The organism is Aeromonas genomosp. paramedia (assembly GCF_023093515.1).
Lineage (GTDB): Bacteria > Pseudomonadota > Gammaproteobacteria > Enterobacterales > Aeromonadaceae > Aeromonas.
Genome location: NZ_JAAROG010000025.1, coordinates 36,440 through 49,994, shown reverse-complemented (window position 1 = coordinate 49,994; position 13,555 = coordinate 36,440). Strand labels below are relative to the sequence as shown.

The window sequence follows — 13,555 nt, the reverse complement described above, 5'->3', positions numbered from 1 at the left end:
AGCCCTCGGGCTGGCGTTTTTTATTGTCGCAGCATGTTGGCGTTAACATGGCGATAACTATTGGTCATCGAATTGTAGTGATAGGCTTCATACCATTAATGACGCCATTGTCATTGTCAGGAGAGGGAGCCTTTGCCAATGAGAACACGATTTTCGCTCATGTTGCTGTGCAGCAGCCTGGTGCCCCTGGCGGCACAGGGGGCGCAAGCGATCGAGGATGTGCCCCAGATCTGCGCCACCTGCCACGGGATAAACGGCGTGCCCAAGGAGTCGAACATCCCCAATCTCTGGGGGCAGTCGGAGGCCTACCTGAGCGAGCAGTTGCGCGCCTTTCGCAGCGGCAAACGGGTCAGCGACTTCATGAATCCCATCATCTACCAGTTGAGCGACGAGCAGATAGCCCGGGCGGCCAGCCATTTTGCCAGCCAGGCCGCCGCCAAGGAGGTGAGTCTGCACTGGAGCGGCGACAAGTGGCCCGGGGACATGGAGACGGGGGAGCGGCTGGCCCTGGCCGGCAAACCCGAGCGCAATCTGCCGGCGTGCGTGGCTTGCCACGGCCCGAGTGGCGTCGGCGTCATGCCCCTGTTTCCCTGTTTCCCCGTCTCGCCGGTCAGGATCCCGCCTACCTCAAGCGCCAGTTGATCTACTGGAAGGCCGACAAGCGCCCGCTTGGCGCCATGGGCTCCATGCCTGCCATCGCCAAGTCCCTCAGCGAGGCGGAAATGGACGCCGTGGCCAACTACTTCGCGGCGCAGGGGGTGGCGAAATGAAGCATGCATATCTGATGGCCTGCCTGCTGGCCGGTCTGGCTCATGGCGCAGCGTTCGAGGATCAGTTCAGCGTCCCGCTCGGGGAGAAGGCGCCCGATGGCAACTACCACAAGGTGCCCGACTGGTCTGCCGTGCCGGAGGGGGAGATGGGGGCGGCCATCAAGCGTGGCTACAGCCTGTTCGTCAACACCCAGCAGCTCAGGGGGCAGGGCCAGCCGGGGAACGGCTTGCAGTGCAGCAACTGTCACCTGGGCGCCGGCATCATTGCCGGTGCCAGTCCCATGTGGGGGGCTTATCCGGCCTATCCCGCCTATCGCAAGAAGAACAACAAGGTGAACACCTATGAGGATCGGCTGCAAGGCTGCTTCCTCTATTCGATGAATGCCAGAGAGGGCCAGCCCCCCGCCTATGACAGCCAGGCGATCCGGGATCTGGTGGCCTACTCCTACTGGCTGGCGAGCGGTGCCCCCATCAGTGACAAACTGCCCGGGCGCAACTTCTTCGCCATCGCCACACCTCCTCAGGCCCCCGACTTCAAGCGGGGCCAGAGTGTCTATGCCGAGCGGTGTGCCGATTGCCACGGCGGCGAGGGGGAGGGCAAGAAGGTGGCGGATCGCTACGTCTTCCCACCCCTGTGGGGCAAGGAGAGCTACAACTGGGGCGCGGGCATGCACGGCATCGACAAGGCGGCGGCCTTCATCAAGAGCAACATGCCGCTCTCCCAGGGAGGGAGCCTGAGCGATCAGCAGGCCTGGGATGTCTCCCTTTACATCAACAGCCACGAGCGCCCTCAGGACCCCAGGTTCAAGGGGGATCTCGGCCAGACCACCAAGGCGTTCCATGGCACCTACTCCCAATACGGCTTGCCTTCCCCGGTGGATGGGCACCTGCTGGGCAGCAAGGCGTATTGAGGGCTGAGGCAGGACTACAGAGGGGCTCAGGCCCCTTTTTTCATGGGCCGCCCGGCCGCAGGCAAAAAAAACGGCAATCCGAGGATTGCCGGGAGGAATGTATTCGATGCGACCTTGCGTGGGTTGAGCGGGTCGCAGGGGCAAGCCCCGGTTTCGCAGAGGGGCATCCAGGATGCCCCTCTCCTTACAGCCTGTCCGGACTGCGCTCTTTCAGTCCGTACCGCCACACACCTTCAGCATCCGGCATGGGTTGCCGGATACCATCAATCTGCTTACAGCATGCCCGGGACGGCAGCTTTCATCTCGGATGGCCGGACGCCGACCTGTATCTGCTGGTCTATGTGCTCCTCTGTGCCGACCCGAGATGACCCTATGCCCATGACCTGCTTACAGCATGCCCGGGATAGCTGCCTTCATCTCGGATGGCCAGACACCGACCTGGACCTGACCTATGTGCTCTTTTTGCAGCAACAGCATGGCCAGACGGGATTGGCCTATGCCGCCGCCTATGGTCTGCGGCATCCGTGCGGCCAGCAGGTCCTGGTGCCAGTCGTACTGCAGGCGATCCTCGTCGCCGGTGATGGCGAGCTGGCGGCGCAGGGCCTCTGCGTCCACCCGGATCCCCATGGAGGAGATCTCGAAGCTGTCTTCCAGCACAGGGTTCCACACCAGGATGTCGCCGTTCAGGCCGGCCAGACCCAGTTCGCTCTCGCTGCTCCAGTCGTCATAGTCCGGGGCGCGCACGTCGTGGCGCTCGCCATGGGAGAGGGCGCCGCCGATGCCGATCAGGAACACGGCCCCCAGCTCCTTGGCGATGGCGCGCTCGCGCCCCTTGGCATCGAGATCCGGGTAACGGGTCAGCAGCTCTTCGCTGTGCAGGAACTGGATCTCCGCCGGCAGGAAGGGGGTCAGCTCGTGCTCGGCGCAGACCGCGCGCTCTGTGGCCTTGATGGCGGCCCAGATGCCACGCACCGTCTCCTGCAGATAGGCCAGATCCCGGCGCTCACCCGGCATCACCTTCTCCCAGTCCCACTGATCGACGTAGACGGAGTGGATGGGGGTCAGCCTGTCCTCGTCCGGACGCAGCGCCTTCATGTGGGTGTAGATGCCCTCACCCGGGCCGAAACCGAAGCGGCCCAGGGTCTGGCGCTTCCACTTGGCCAGGGAGTGCACCACTTCGTAGCTGTGCTGCGGCAGGGTCTTCACCTTCACTTGCACCGCATTCTCGTGGCCGGAGAGGTTGTCCTGAGTGCCATCACCGACCCGGCTCAGAATGGGGGCTTGCACCTCCATCAGGCCCAGTTGCTGGGCGAGCTGGCGGGAGAACATCTCTTTGACGAAGCTGATCTGTTGTTGGCTGCGAATGTAGTGCTGTTTCATGGGAAATACCTGTTTCAAACCCGTTGGATGTGGCGATTCTTCAACAGATTGCGCACTAAATTCAATATTCGATAATAGAAATAGGCTTTACGTATTTTTTCGTTCAAAATATCCGGGCTTTTACTGATATATCGTCAACGGGAGTGCAAAAAAGTGTCGGAAAATTATCGGATCGATAATCTCGATCAGGCCATCCTCACCGCCCTGATGGAGAATGCGCGTATCCCTTACGCCGAGCTTGCAAAACAACTGCTGGTCAGCCCGGGCACCATCCATGTGCGGGTGGAGAAGATGAAGCAGGCGGGGATCATCGAGGGGACCCGGGTACAGGTGAACCCCAAGAAGCTGGGTTACGACGTCTGCTGCTTTATCGGCATCAATCTGAAGAGTGCCAAGGATTACCCCTCGGCCCTGGCCAAGTTGCAGGCGCTGGACGAGGTGGTGGAGGCCTACTACACCACGGGCCACTACAGCATCTTCATGAAGGTGATGACCCGCTCCATCGACGAGTTGCAGACCGTGCTGATCCACAAGATCCAGACCATAGACGAGATCCAGTCCACCGAAACCCTGATTTCGCTGCAAAATCCCATTCTGAGAGACGTGAAGCCCTGACCGACTGATCAGGGTGCGATATAGGGGATTCCGTACTTGTGGTAGAGGGCCTTGAGCCGGCCATCCTGTTTCATGTGCAGCAGTTCGGCGTCATAGGCCGCCATCAGGGCCGGGGTGTCGGCATCGGCCCGGGAGCGGGTCCAGACATTGAAGTAGGGGCTGGTCTTGAGGGGTTTTGGAAGGTAGCCGAGCCTGCCCTCCAGCCCCTCTTCTTTTATCTGGGTGAAGGCGGTGACCAGGGACATGGGAACCAGATCGATGCGCCCGGCGATCAGCTTGCGCAGCTGCAACTGGTTGATGGGAATCTCCTGGAAGCGATAGGTCGGGTCGGCCATGGCCGCCGTGAGCGCGGGGGTGTAGGAGAAGTCCTTGGTGACACCGATACGCCAGGGCTTGAGATCGACCAGGCTATCGTAGTGGATCTTCTCCATGTCGGCCTTGCGCACGAAGAAGTGCCAGCTATGGAGCATATGGGCCTGCTTGGGATAGAGCAGATAGGCCTCCCGCTCCGGCTTGTAGGAGTGGCTCAGCAGCAGGTCATAGACGCCGCCCTCGGCGTTGCGGGTGAGTCTGGCACCTGAATCGAGCAGCTCTATCCTGATGGGGACCCGGAGGACGCCAAAGATGGTGGTGACCAGATCCACATCCAGCCCTCGTGGCTGCCCTTTCTCATCCAGCCACTTCAGGGGGGGCTCAAGAAGGCCGCCAATGACCAGCTCCCTGGCCGACAGCCAGCAGGGCAGCAGCAAGCAGAGCACGAGCAAGATTCGCAAATCACATCTCCTGAACACTCGGGGCTGGTTTATGCGCAACGGGGTATAGTGACCAGCAGATACCTGACAAGAGACGACCCCGGATGGCAAACCCTGAAGTAGAAAGCGAACTGGATGGCATCGACAGGCTCTCTGTCCGTCTCTATCGTCTCGGTCTGAGTCTGACAGCTTTGCTGCTGTTGTGTCGAGGGGTTGGCTTGCTGGGGGGACCGGTGCCCCTGTCTCCCTCCGTCTGGCTGACCATGCTGGTGGTGGCCAGCGGCCTGTGTGGATTCTGCCTGCACATTTATGACAAGCGGGTCCGGTTTCTCCTGCAGGGGCTGGCCTGGGGCGGGTTGATGCTTGCCGCCTGCGGCGCCCCCGCCATCCTGGTGCTGGGGGCGGCCCTGGCAACCCTCAGTGGCCTGGCGTTCAAGGAGCAGTTCTGCTTCGCCATCCCGGGCATCAGGCTCTTGCCTCTGCTGTTACCCCTGCTGTGGTTGCTGGAGTTGACCCGCTTCGCCTGGGCCACGGCCCTGGTTGCCCTGGCGAGCGGCCTGCTGCTTGGCCTGCTCAGTCTGGCCAAGTGGCGCATGCCCCTGCATTTCGATATCGGCGATCGGGGACGCTATCAGCTCTAGGTGGCCTGGCACTGCTTCATCTGCGCGTTGAGGGCCTGCATCACCTGTCGGCGGTTGATGGTGCCGATCACCTTGCCCCCTTCCAGTACCGGATAGACCTTGGGCCTGGCCCCCGTCATCTGGCGGGCGAGATCCAGGATGCTGTCGTCCGGGCTGACGAACAGCGGGGTGCGGCTCATCAGATCCTCCACCCGGGTGCGGCTGTCGCAGTGATAGCTGCCGGTGAGCAGGCTGGGGATGCAGTCCTGCTCGGAGAGGAATCCGATCAGCCGTTTCTGGTCATCCAGCACCGGCAGGCCGCTCGCGTCAGCCTGATGGAGTCTGTCGAGGGCCTCGGCCAGGCCGAGTTGCGGGCTGAGGAAGTGGGTCGGGCGGCTCATGTGATTGCGGATCTGCAGCATCTGGGTGGCTCCAAAAGAGTTAAAGTGGTGTCACTATGTCCGCTGGACGGCGGACGGGGCCAATGGCTTGTGCCGTGGAGATTGATAGGCAGGGCCCCGGGTCGGCAAGCACTGACAAAAGGAGAGGTTATGCGTGCATTGGTAACGGGCTGTGGCCGTCGGCTGGGATTCTACCTGTGCGAACAGCTGGTGGCCGCAGGCTGGCAGGTGACGGGCAGCTATCGCAGCGAGCGGCCCGAGCTGGCCCGCTTGCGGGATCTGGGGGTGGAACTGGTGCAGGCGGATTTCGCCCTGGAAGGGGATGTGGCCCGCCTTGTCACGGCGCTGGGTGGCCATGACGATCTGGCGTTGATCATCCACAACGCCTCGGCCTTTGAGCCGCAGGCCGGTGAGCCGGCGGCGCAGCTGGCGCAGTTCGAGCAGTTTTATCGGGTGCATATGGCGGCCCCTTTCCAGCTGAACCGGGCCCTGGCCCCCAAGCTGGCTGGCAATCCCAACGCCAGCATCATCCACATCACCGACATCTACATTCACGCACCGGCGCCCCAGTTCGCCGCCTATGTGGCCACCAAGGCGGGGGCCCATTCGCTGGCCATGAGCTTTGCCCGGGAGCTGGCACCCGAGGTGCGGGTCAATACCATAGAGCCCGGCCCCATTCTGTTCCTCGATGAACATGGGGACGCCTGGCGCCAGCAGGTGCTGGCCCGGACGCCGCTGGCGAGGGAGGGGGGACTGGAACCCATCTGGCAGGCAGTCAGGCTCTTGATGGCAAACGACTATATGACGGGGGCCAGCATCCGGGTGGACGGTGGCCGGGCCCTCGCCGTCATCTAGCTGTCATGGGAGGGCGATGGTGCGGGGCGACGGTGGCCTGTCCGGGCCCTCGCCGCCCTGTGCCGGGCGCCTAGTGGGGTCGAATGGTCGCCTGATGGGCAGGCAGGTCCGGGTGCACGGCGGGCAGCTCCTGACGCTGCTCGGCGGGTTGGCGCAGGGTCACGGGCTGCTGGCCGAAGTTCAGCGGCGCAAACACCTTGCTGGTCTGCAGACGCAGCGTCACCTTGTGGGCGCCGACCCGCCCCCCCTCATACATCTCGGCCAGCAGATCCCCGAGATAGGCATCCACCCCGACCCCGGCGAAGGCATCCCTCTCGTGGCTGGCCAGGATGTCGATGTCGAGGGGCCTGTCCGTCACCTTGCACAGGGGATTGCCGCGATCCCGCCCATGGGCCAGCTCCATGGTGACGAATTCGGCTTTCAACTGGGCGGCGGAGAGCTCGCTCTGGACGACGAACAGGCAGTTGAGAAAGTCATGGCGCGACTGCATCCCCACCGGTTTGGTCTGGATCACCGAACTCAGACGCAGCTGGCCGAAGCGGGCCAGTAGCTCTTCCACGGCCTGGCTGACGTGCTGGATGGGGTCTAGGTTGGATCCAATGCTGCAGAGGTAAAACATGGTTGCCATTCCTTGGGTTGGGCTCGTCTGAAATATATACGCAGCTCACGGTTATCGGATTTACTATGAATTAACATGCCGTTATCTGTTGTGATCCAACTCTGATTGGCAGAAAGGAGGTTCATATGAGTGTGGAAATGAAGTGGGCGCTGTTGACCGCCTCAGGTGCCCTGGCAGTGATCCTGATAATCTGCCTGGCGTCCGTCGGTCTGGCGTGAATCCGGACCCCGAGTGCAATCAAACCGGCCCCCTGGCCGGTTTTGCTTTTTCATGGAGTGCGGATATGCTGGCCCACCCATGACGAATCGAGACAGCAGAAGATGACCAAGGTTCGGCCCCGTTCCCTGCTCCAGGTGGTATTGATGGGCTTCGTGCTGGTGCTGATGCCCCTGGGGGGCATGATCTGGCACGACAGCCAGGCGCTCTCCCACCTGGGTCAGCTGACCAGCGACGAGATGGAGCGCGCGGTGCGGGATACCCGCCGGGCAACCCTGCTCACCACCCAGGCCATCGATCTGGAGCGCACCTTGCGCCGCTATGCGGTGCTGGGGGACGAACGTATCCTCGGCAGCTATCAGCAGCAGCTGGCCCGCTATCGCGAGCTGCTCGCCACCCATCGGCAGTCCATCCCGGATGCCGCCGCCTACACGGATCTCGAGGCCACCCTGGCCTGGCTGGATGGCTTGCAGGATCTGCGCAAGGCCAGACAGGAGGCGACCAGCCCCAAATTCACCCGGTTCAATGAGCTCAACCAGCAACTGGAAGTGGTCACCCGCAGCCAGGTCGATGAGCATGTGGCGGGCATGCGGGCGGCCATCGCCGAACTGAGGAAGGAGATCTGGTGGGTGAGCGGCTTCGTGGCGGGGCTCAGCCTGTTGCTGGTGCTGCTGTTTACCTACCTCATCATCCACCCCGTGCGTCAGATTGAGTCGCGGATCCTGAGCCTGGGAGCCGGTGTCGAGCCGGACAAGCGCCCGGTGGATGGCCCCGCCGAACTGGTGCTGCTGGGAGAGCGGATCGGCTGGCTGCACGACAAGCTCAAGGAGCTGGAACAGCAGAAGTACCAGTTCCTGCGCCACGTCTCCCACGAGCTGAAGACCCCCCTCGCCGTGCTGCGGGAGGGGGCAGATCTGCTCTCCGAACAGCTGGTGGGGCCGCTCAATGGGGATCAGCAGGAGATCTGCCAGATGCTGGAGGAGAACAGCCGCCGGCTGCAGACCCTGATCGAGCGCCTGCTCGATTTCAACCGCCTCAGCCAGCAGGAGGTGTTCAGCCTGACGGCGGTGCCGCTGGCCCCCTTGCTGTCAGAATTGTCTGCAGAATACCGGCTGGCGCTGGAATCCAAACAAATCAGTGTACACTTGCCGCCCGAGCCCATCAGCCTGCAGGCCGAGCCCTATCGTCTGCGACTCATCCTCGACAACCTGTTTTCCAACGCGGTCAGTTATGGCGCCAAGGGTGGCCAGATCTGGATCCGTGCCGGCCAGGATGCCAACGGCAGCTGGCTGGAGGTGGCCAACGAAGGGCCCGTCATCCCGCCAGACGAGCGGGAGCGGATCTTCGAGCCCTTCGAGCAGGGCAGCATAGTGCGCCAGGGGTTGTTGAAAGGATCCGGGATGGGCCTCTCCATTGCCCGCGAGTCGGCGATGAGTCTGGGGGGCGAGCTTAAATTAATTGAGGATAAACAGGCCGATGTCTGTTTCCGGCTGGATTTGAACGTGCGCCCAAGCTGACGGGCGCGGCGGCTACCCCGCAGGTGCGGGCGGCGCATTGACACAGAATATGAGAGGAACGGGCAGGTGCCTGTTCCCCACCAGGATCTGAAGTGGCATTCAAGATGAAACGATTCGTTGTACCCGTATTGATGATGAGCCTGCTTGCAGGCTGCTCCCTGCTGCCATCGCGCAGCCTGACAGAGCCCTCCGAGCAGGTCCTCGCCAAGCGGATGGAGTTCGCCAACAAAGAGATGCAGGTACGCCTGCAATACTCGGACTGGCTGCTGGCCAGCCGTCCCCAGCAGCGGGCGCAGGAGCGCGAGCGGCTGGCCGGTGCCACCGATCTCGAGAGCCGGGTCAGCCTGGCCATGGTCAACACCCATCCGTCCGAGTCGGTGGCGAGCCGCCGGGCCGGGCTGGACAAGCTCAAGGCCCTGCTGCCCGAGCTCGGCCTGGATGCCCAGGCCTTCCTGCGCAGCTGGATAGCCCTCGGCGAGGAGCTGCTGGCCCGTGACAGTCGCCGCGACGATCAGAGCCAGGAGGTGCAGCGTCTGCGCCGCCAGATAGAGCAGCTCTCCGCCATCGACGAACAGCTCAACCAGCGCAAGCTCAATGGGGGCGCCCAGCCATGACGTGCCGAGGGCGTGCAAGGCAGGGAACAACAACAGGTCTTCAGGGTAAAGGGGTGAGAGCATGAGTCGCATTCTGCTGGTGGACGACGATGCCAGCCTGCTCAAGCTGATGAGCATGCGCCTGCGCAGTCAGGGTTACGAGGTGGATACCGCCGACAGCGCCGAGGGGGCGCTGGACAGGTTGCGTCAGCAGCGGGCCGATCTGGTGCTGAGCGACCTGCGGATGGGCGGCATGGACGGACTGGCGCTGTTCGAGCGGATCCAGTCCCAGTGGCTCGGCATGCCGGTCATCATCATGACCGCCCATGGCACCATCCCCGACGCCATCCAGGCGACCCGTTCCGGGGTGTTCAGCTTTCTCACCAAGCCCATCGACAAGGACGAGCTGCTGGTCACCATAGAGCACGCCCTGAGTCTGACCCGCCCGAAACAGCAGCACGAGTGGCAATCCCTCATCCAGACCCGCAACCCCCAGATGGAGCAGTTGCTGATCCAGGCGAGCAGCATCGCCGCCATGGAGGTGCCCGTGCTGATCCTGGGCCCTTCGGGCTCCGGCAAGGGGGTGATGACCCAGGCGCTGCATCAGGCAAGCCGTCGCCGTGACCAGCCGCTGCACACCATCAATTGTGCCGCGCTGCCCTGGCCTGTGCTGGACTTGCAGCTGTTTGGCGAGGATGGACAGTCCGGCCTGTTCGAGCAGGCCAAGGGGGCGACCCTCTTCCTCGACGAGATAGGGAATCTGTCGGAGTCGTTGCAGGCCAAGTTGCTGCAGGTGCTGGCGGAATATGGTCAGGGCACCCCCGAGGTGCGGGTCATCAGCTCCAGCCATCAGGATCTGGTTACCGCCATGGAGGAGGGGCGTTTTCGGGAGGATCTCTTCTACCGCCTCAACGTGGCCAACATCACCCTGCCGCCCCTCAGTGCCCGCAGCGAGGATATCCCCCTGCTGGCGCGCCAGGCGCTGGACGACTATCGCAGTCGTCACGACAACTGCGCCGCCCTCGGCTTTTCGCCGGAGGCGCTGGCCCTGCTGGCGGCGGCGGCCTGGCCCGGCAACGTCCGTCAGCTCTATGGGGTGGTGGAGCAGCTCGCCAGCCTCTGCTGCAGCCCGGTGATCGGCGCCGCCATGGTGGAATCGGCCCTGAGCGGTGGCGTCGGTGGCATTCCCTCGTTCAACGAGGCCCGCGCCGAGTTCGAGAAGGAGTATCTGATCCGCCTGCTGCGCACCACGGAGGGGAATGTGACCCTGGCGGCCAACATGGCGGGAAGAAACCGCACCGATTTTTACAAGTTATTGAATCGGCACGGTATCGAGGCGGCAAACTTCAAATCGAAGGGATGAGCGAGGCGGGAGCGGCTAGTCGGCGACTTGCCGCTACCCTTGTTCAGGCCGGATCGGTCACGCCGGTGCTTGCCTGGGCCTTCCGGGTTTTGTGGGAGAGCCAGAGGCCGCTCGCCTTCATCAGGTAGCCAAAGAGCGCGCCTATCACCAGGGAGGGCAGGATGAGCCGCCACTCCCCCGCCGCCCCGAAGGTGGCGCAGCAACCGGCGAAGGTGCCGGGAATGTAGCCCAGCCACTGCTGCCTGGCCTGCACGCACATCAGGGTCGCCACCACACCCGTCATCAGATAGCCCGCCATGCCGGCCCCCCACCAACCTTCGCCGTGGATCAGCAGCAGTGCCCACAGCATGCCGCTGGCATTGCACAGCAGGGTCTGCAGCAGCGCCTTGTAACCGCCGCTCGAGGCGAAATAGCTGGTACAACCGAGGAAGCCGACCCAGGAGATGAGGCCGAGGGCGGCGGCCAGTCCGCCCCAGACGGCGGAGAGGATCCCGGTCGTGATGGCGATGGCGATCAATGGGCTCATGGCATGACTCTCAGTGGTTGAATTCGGAAAAGGAGGCAGCCTACCCTTCGGCAAGGGGGCGGCAAGCAGGGGCCGGATTGTGTGTGATCTCCGTCACTCTTTTCAACTCGGGAATACGCTTGCGCTCGCGAAAAAAATTCATTGGAGGCGTCCTTGGCCTTCGACCATAGTTAGAGGCCCTGTCCTGCTCATGGAGTGAGTCTGATGGCGCCAAACGTGATAGTCCCCCTGCTGGTATTCATTCTGCTGTTCCTGGTCGGCACCATGGCCAAGGCACTGCCTCTTTACCAGCCCATGTAAATTTGTGTGAAATAAAACTCGGCCGGGGCGGGTCTTATGGTTGTCAGCCTCATTGCCCCGGGAGTTTTCCATGTTGATCAAGCGCCGTTCCTCTCATCACCTCACCGAACAGGATGTCACGCCGGAAGCCGTCTATCAGGATCGCCGACTCATTCTGAAAGGGCTGGGACTGAGTGCCGCCACCCTGGCGTTTCCCACCCAGGCCAGCCTGCTGGATCTCTTCTCCGCCGAGGAGTCGACCCCGGCGCCTGCCACCAAACCACTCAATTACAAGGCTGCGACCCGGCAGGACGGATTGACCCTGACGCCGCTGGAGAAGGCGACCAGCCACAACAACTTCTATGAGCTCGGCACCGACAAGGGGGATCCGGCGCGCAACGCCCACTACCTCAAGCCCGAGCCCTGGACGCTCAAGGTGGAGGGGGAGGTGGCCAACCCCTTTACCCTGGATGTGTGGGATCTCATCAACAAGAGCACCCTGGAGGAGCGGATCTACCGGCTGCGCTGCGTGGAGGCCTGGTCCATGGTGCTGCCTTGGAGCGGCATCCCGCTGGCGGATCTGATCCGTCGGGCCGAGCCCAACAGTCGCGCCAAGTTCGTGGCGTTCGAGACCCTCTATGATCCCGAACAGCTGCCGGGACAGGCCTCCCGCTCCCTCGGCGGCGGCATCGATTATCCCTATGTGGAGGGCTTGCGTCTCGACGAGGCGATGCACCCGCTCGCCTTCCTGGCGATGGGGCTCTACGGCAAGACGTTGCCAGCCCAGAACGGGGCGCCCATCCGGCTGGTGGTGCCCTGGAAGTACGGCTTCAAGAGCATCAAGAGCATCGTCTCCATCCGTCTGGTGGAGGAGATGCCTCCCACCACCTGGAACCTGCTGGCACCGAACGAATATGGTTTCTATGCCAACGTCAATCCCGAAGTGGATCATCCGCGCTGGAGCCAGGCCAGCGAGCGCTTCATCGGCGAGGGGGGCATCTTCGGCGCCAAGCGCCAGCCGACCCTGATGTTCAACGGCTATGGCGACGAGGTGGCCTCCCTCTATCAGGGGATGGATCTGCGCAAATGGTATTGAAACTGACGCTCTGCCCGAATGGTCTTGTGCCCCCTTCTCCCCTGGTGGGAGAAGGGTTGGGGATGAGGGCTGGGAACAACATAACGGGAACTGCGATATGACGCCGAGACTGAAAACAGCCCATATCAAAGGCTTGCGCCTGCTGGTACACCTGGCCTCGCTCGGTTTTCTGCTCTGGCTGGGCTATGCGGTGCCGGCCGGGTTGCTGGGGGGGGATCCGGTGCAAGGGCTGACCCACTACCTCGGCAAGGGGGCACTGCACCTGCTGCTGCTCACCCTGCTGGTGTCGCCGCTGGCCAAACGCTGGCGCCAGGGGCAGCTCATCAAGCTGCGCCGCCCCCTCGGGCTCTGGTGCGCGACCTGGGCCGGCTTGCATTTCATGGTGTGGCTGGGGCTGGATCTGCAGTTCGACTGGGGGCTGATCGGCGGCGAGCTGGTGAAGCGCAGCTACATAGTGGTGGGCATGGTGGCGCTGTTGTTGCTGCTGGCGCTCAGCATCACCTCGATCCCGGCCCTGCTGCGGGTCATGGGGCCAAGCTGGCAGAAGCTGCACAACTGGATCTATGCGGTGGCCCTGCTGGTGCCGGTGCACTACTGGTGGTCGGTCAAGAGTGGCTGGCAGGAGCCCCTCATCTACCTGTTGCTGGCGGGGGGGCTGTTGTGGCCGCGGCGAGAGAAACTGCTGCGTCCCTGGCGCCAGCGCCGGCAGCAACGCCAGAAACTGAAAGAGGCGTGACTGGCCACGCCCTCATCCCCGCGCAGCGCACCTAGAAAAAGAGGCCTAATCGGCCTCTTTTTTGGTGATCTCTCCGCTGTAGGCATCGACCTGCAGCTGCACTCGCCTATCGTCGGCGTCCAGGGTTTCCACCTCGAATTTGTCCCCTTCCAGCTCGACTTCCCGAATGTCGTGGTACCCTTGTGCCAGCAACAGCTTGACCAGGGCCGGCATGTCGAGACGCGCCTGAGCCGCCCAGCCAAGGGTGGAAAAAAGGCAGAGGATCAGCAGGATACTGCGTGGGATCATATTCATTCCGGATTCATG

The 13,555-nt window shown here is 62.9% G+C and carries 18 protein-coding genes; 12 read left to right on the top strand and 6 right to left on the bottom strand.

Translation table 11 applies throughout. From position 1 onward, the window contains the following. Positions 1-138 precede the first annotated feature (138 nt). From HB860_RS18090 to HB860_RS18085, 3 genes are read left to right on the top strand one after another with little or no spacing between them, the layout of a single operon-like run. Positions 139-642 (top strand): c-type cytochrome, encoded by a 504-nt coding sequence (locus HB860_RS18090; RefSeq protein WP_247627524.1) that lies wholly within the window; start codon positions 139-141, stop codon positions 640-642. Beyond that, complete coding sequence (locus HB860_RS22235) at positions 639-770, top strand: c-type cytochrome (RefSeq protein WP_275426689.1); 132 nt, start codon at positions 639-641, stop codon at positions 768-770. Before HB860_RS18090 ends, HB860_RS22235 begins: the two co-directional genes overlap by 4 nt. Continuing rightward, the gene (locus tag HB860_RS18085; RefSeq protein WP_247627523.1) at positions 767-1,681 is read left to right on the top strand and encodes a c-type cytochrome; all 915 of its coding nucleotides are present in this window, start codon (positions 767-769) and stop codon (positions 1,679-1,681) included. The genes HB860_RS22235 and HB860_RS18085 overlap by 4 nt, the downstream gene beginning before the upstream one ends. A 387-nt stretch (positions 1,682-2,068) precedes the next feature. Here the strand turns inward: HB860_RS18085 and asnA are convergent, their stop codons facing one another. Continuing rightward, on the bottom strand, positions 2,069-3,061 hold the full coding sequence (asnA, locus tag HB860_RS18080) for an aspartate--ammonia ligase (RefSeq protein WP_139437918.1): 993 nt from the start codon (positions 3,059-3,061) through the stop codon (positions 2,069-2,071). Between the two features lie 153 nt (positions 3,062-3,214). Here asnA and asnC point away from each other — a divergent pair, with 153 nt between their 5' ends. Next, a complete protein-coding gene (gene asnC / locus HB860_RS18075) occupies positions 3,215-3,676 on the top strand; it encodes a transcriptional regulator AsnC (protein ID WP_139437917.1) in 462 nt (153 codons plus the stop codon). A gap of 8 nt (positions 3,677-3,684) precedes the next feature. Here asnC and HB860_RS18070 read toward each other — a convergent pair whose 3' ends face one another. Continuing rightward, positions 3,685-4,449, bottom strand: a complete 765-nt coding sequence (locus HB860_RS18070; protein WP_247627522.1) for a substrate-binding periplasmic protein — start codon at positions 4,447-4,449, stop codon at positions 3,685-3,687. Between the two features lie 83 nt (positions 4,450-4,532). On the opposite strand from HB860_RS18070, the gene HB860_RS18065 reads away from it, so the two are divergent. Next, a complete protein-coding gene (locus HB860_RS18065) occupies positions 4,533-5,069 on the top strand; it encodes a DUF2301 domain-containing membrane protein (protein WP_247627521.1) in 537 nt (178 codons plus the stop codon). Here HB860_RS18065 and HB860_RS18060 read toward each other — a convergent pair. Beyond that, positions 5,066-5,470 (bottom strand): CBS domain-containing protein, encoded by a 405-nt coding sequence (locus HB860_RS18060; RefSeq protein ID WP_247627520.1) that lies wholly within the window; start codon positions 5,468-5,470, stop codon positions 5,066-5,068. The genes HB860_RS18065 and HB860_RS18060 overlap by 4 nt on opposite strands. A 129-nt stretch (positions 5,471-5,599) precedes the next feature. Between HB860_RS18060 and HB860_RS18055 the strand changes: the two genes are divergently transcribed. Then, positions 5,600-6,304, top strand: a complete 705-nt coding sequence (locus HB860_RS18055) for an SDR family oxidoreductase (RefSeq protein ID WP_247627519.1) — start codon at positions 5,600-5,602, stop codon at positions 6,302-6,304. 70 nt (positions 6,305-6,374) lie between these two features. Here HB860_RS18055 and HB860_RS18050 read toward each other — a convergent pair whose 3' ends face one another. After that, complete coding sequence (locus tag HB860_RS18050; protein ID WP_247627518.1) at positions 6,375-6,923, bottom strand: 2-amino-4-hydroxy-6-hydroxymethyldihydropteridine diphosphokinase; 549 nt, start codon at positions 6,921-6,923, stop codon at positions 6,375-6,377. Positions 6,924-7,048: 125 nt separating this feature from the next. Here HB860_RS18050 and HB860_RS18045 point away from each other — a divergent pair, with 125 nt between their 5' ends. From HB860_RS18045 to HB860_RS18030, 4 genes are all read left to right on the top strand, one after another. Next, positions 7,049-7,141, top strand: coding sequence for a YnhF family membrane protein (locus HB860_RS18045; protein WP_106885551.1), 93 nt, complete (start codon positions 7,049-7,051; stop codon positions 7,139-7,141). 102 nt (positions 7,142-7,243) lie between these two features. Beyond that, a complete protein-coding gene (locus HB860_RS18040; protein ID WP_139437906.1) occupies positions 7,244-8,656 on the top strand; it encodes a sensor histidine kinase in 1,413 nt (470 codons plus the stop codon). 104 nt (positions 8,657-8,760) lie between these two features. Next, a complete protein-coding gene (locus HB860_RS18035; RefSeq protein WP_247627517.1) occupies positions 8,761-9,270 on the top strand; it encodes a hypothetical protein in 510 nt (169 codons plus the stop codon). 61 nt (positions 9,271-9,331) lie between these two features. Further along, a complete protein-coding gene (locus HB860_RS18030; RefSeq protein ID WP_139437902.1) occupies positions 9,332-10,612 on the top strand; it encodes a sigma 54-interacting transcriptional regulator in 1,281 nt (426 codons plus the stop codon). 43 nt (positions 10,613-10,655) lie between these two features. Here HB860_RS18030 and HB860_RS18025 read toward each other — a convergent pair whose 3' ends face one another. Beyond that, the gene (locus HB860_RS18025) at positions 10,656-11,138 is read right to left on the bottom strand and encodes a DUF1097 domain-containing protein (protein ID WP_247627516.1); all 483 of its coding nucleotides are present in this window, start codon (positions 11,136-11,138) and stop codon (positions 10,656-10,658) included. A 370-nt stretch (positions 11,139-11,508) separates the two neighbouring features. Here HB860_RS18025 and msrP point away from each other — a divergent pair, with 370 nt between their 5' ends. Next, positions 11,509-12,513, top strand: a complete 1,005-nt coding sequence (gene msrP, locus HB860_RS18020) for a protein-methionine-sulfoxide reductase catalytic subunit MsrP (RefSeq protein ID WP_247627515.1) — start codon at positions 11,509-11,511, stop codon at positions 12,511-12,513. Positions 12,514-12,610: 97 nt separating this feature from the next. Next, positions 12,611-13,249: a protein-methionine-sulfoxide reductase heme-binding subunit MsrQ gene (locus HB860_RS18015; RefSeq protein ID WP_247627514.1), complete on the top strand. Its 639-nt coding sequence runs from the start codon at positions 12,611-12,613 to the stop codon at positions 13,247-13,249. A 45-nt stretch (positions 13,250-13,294) separates the two neighbouring features. Here the strand turns inward: HB860_RS18015 and HB860_RS18010 are convergent, their stop codons facing one another. Further along, entirely contained in the window at positions 13,295-13,543 is a 249-nt protein-coding gene (locus HB860_RS18010; RefSeq protein WP_005332668.1) for a PepSY domain-containing protein, read from the bottom strand. Between the last annotated feature and the right edge of the window lie 12 nt (positions 13,544-13,555).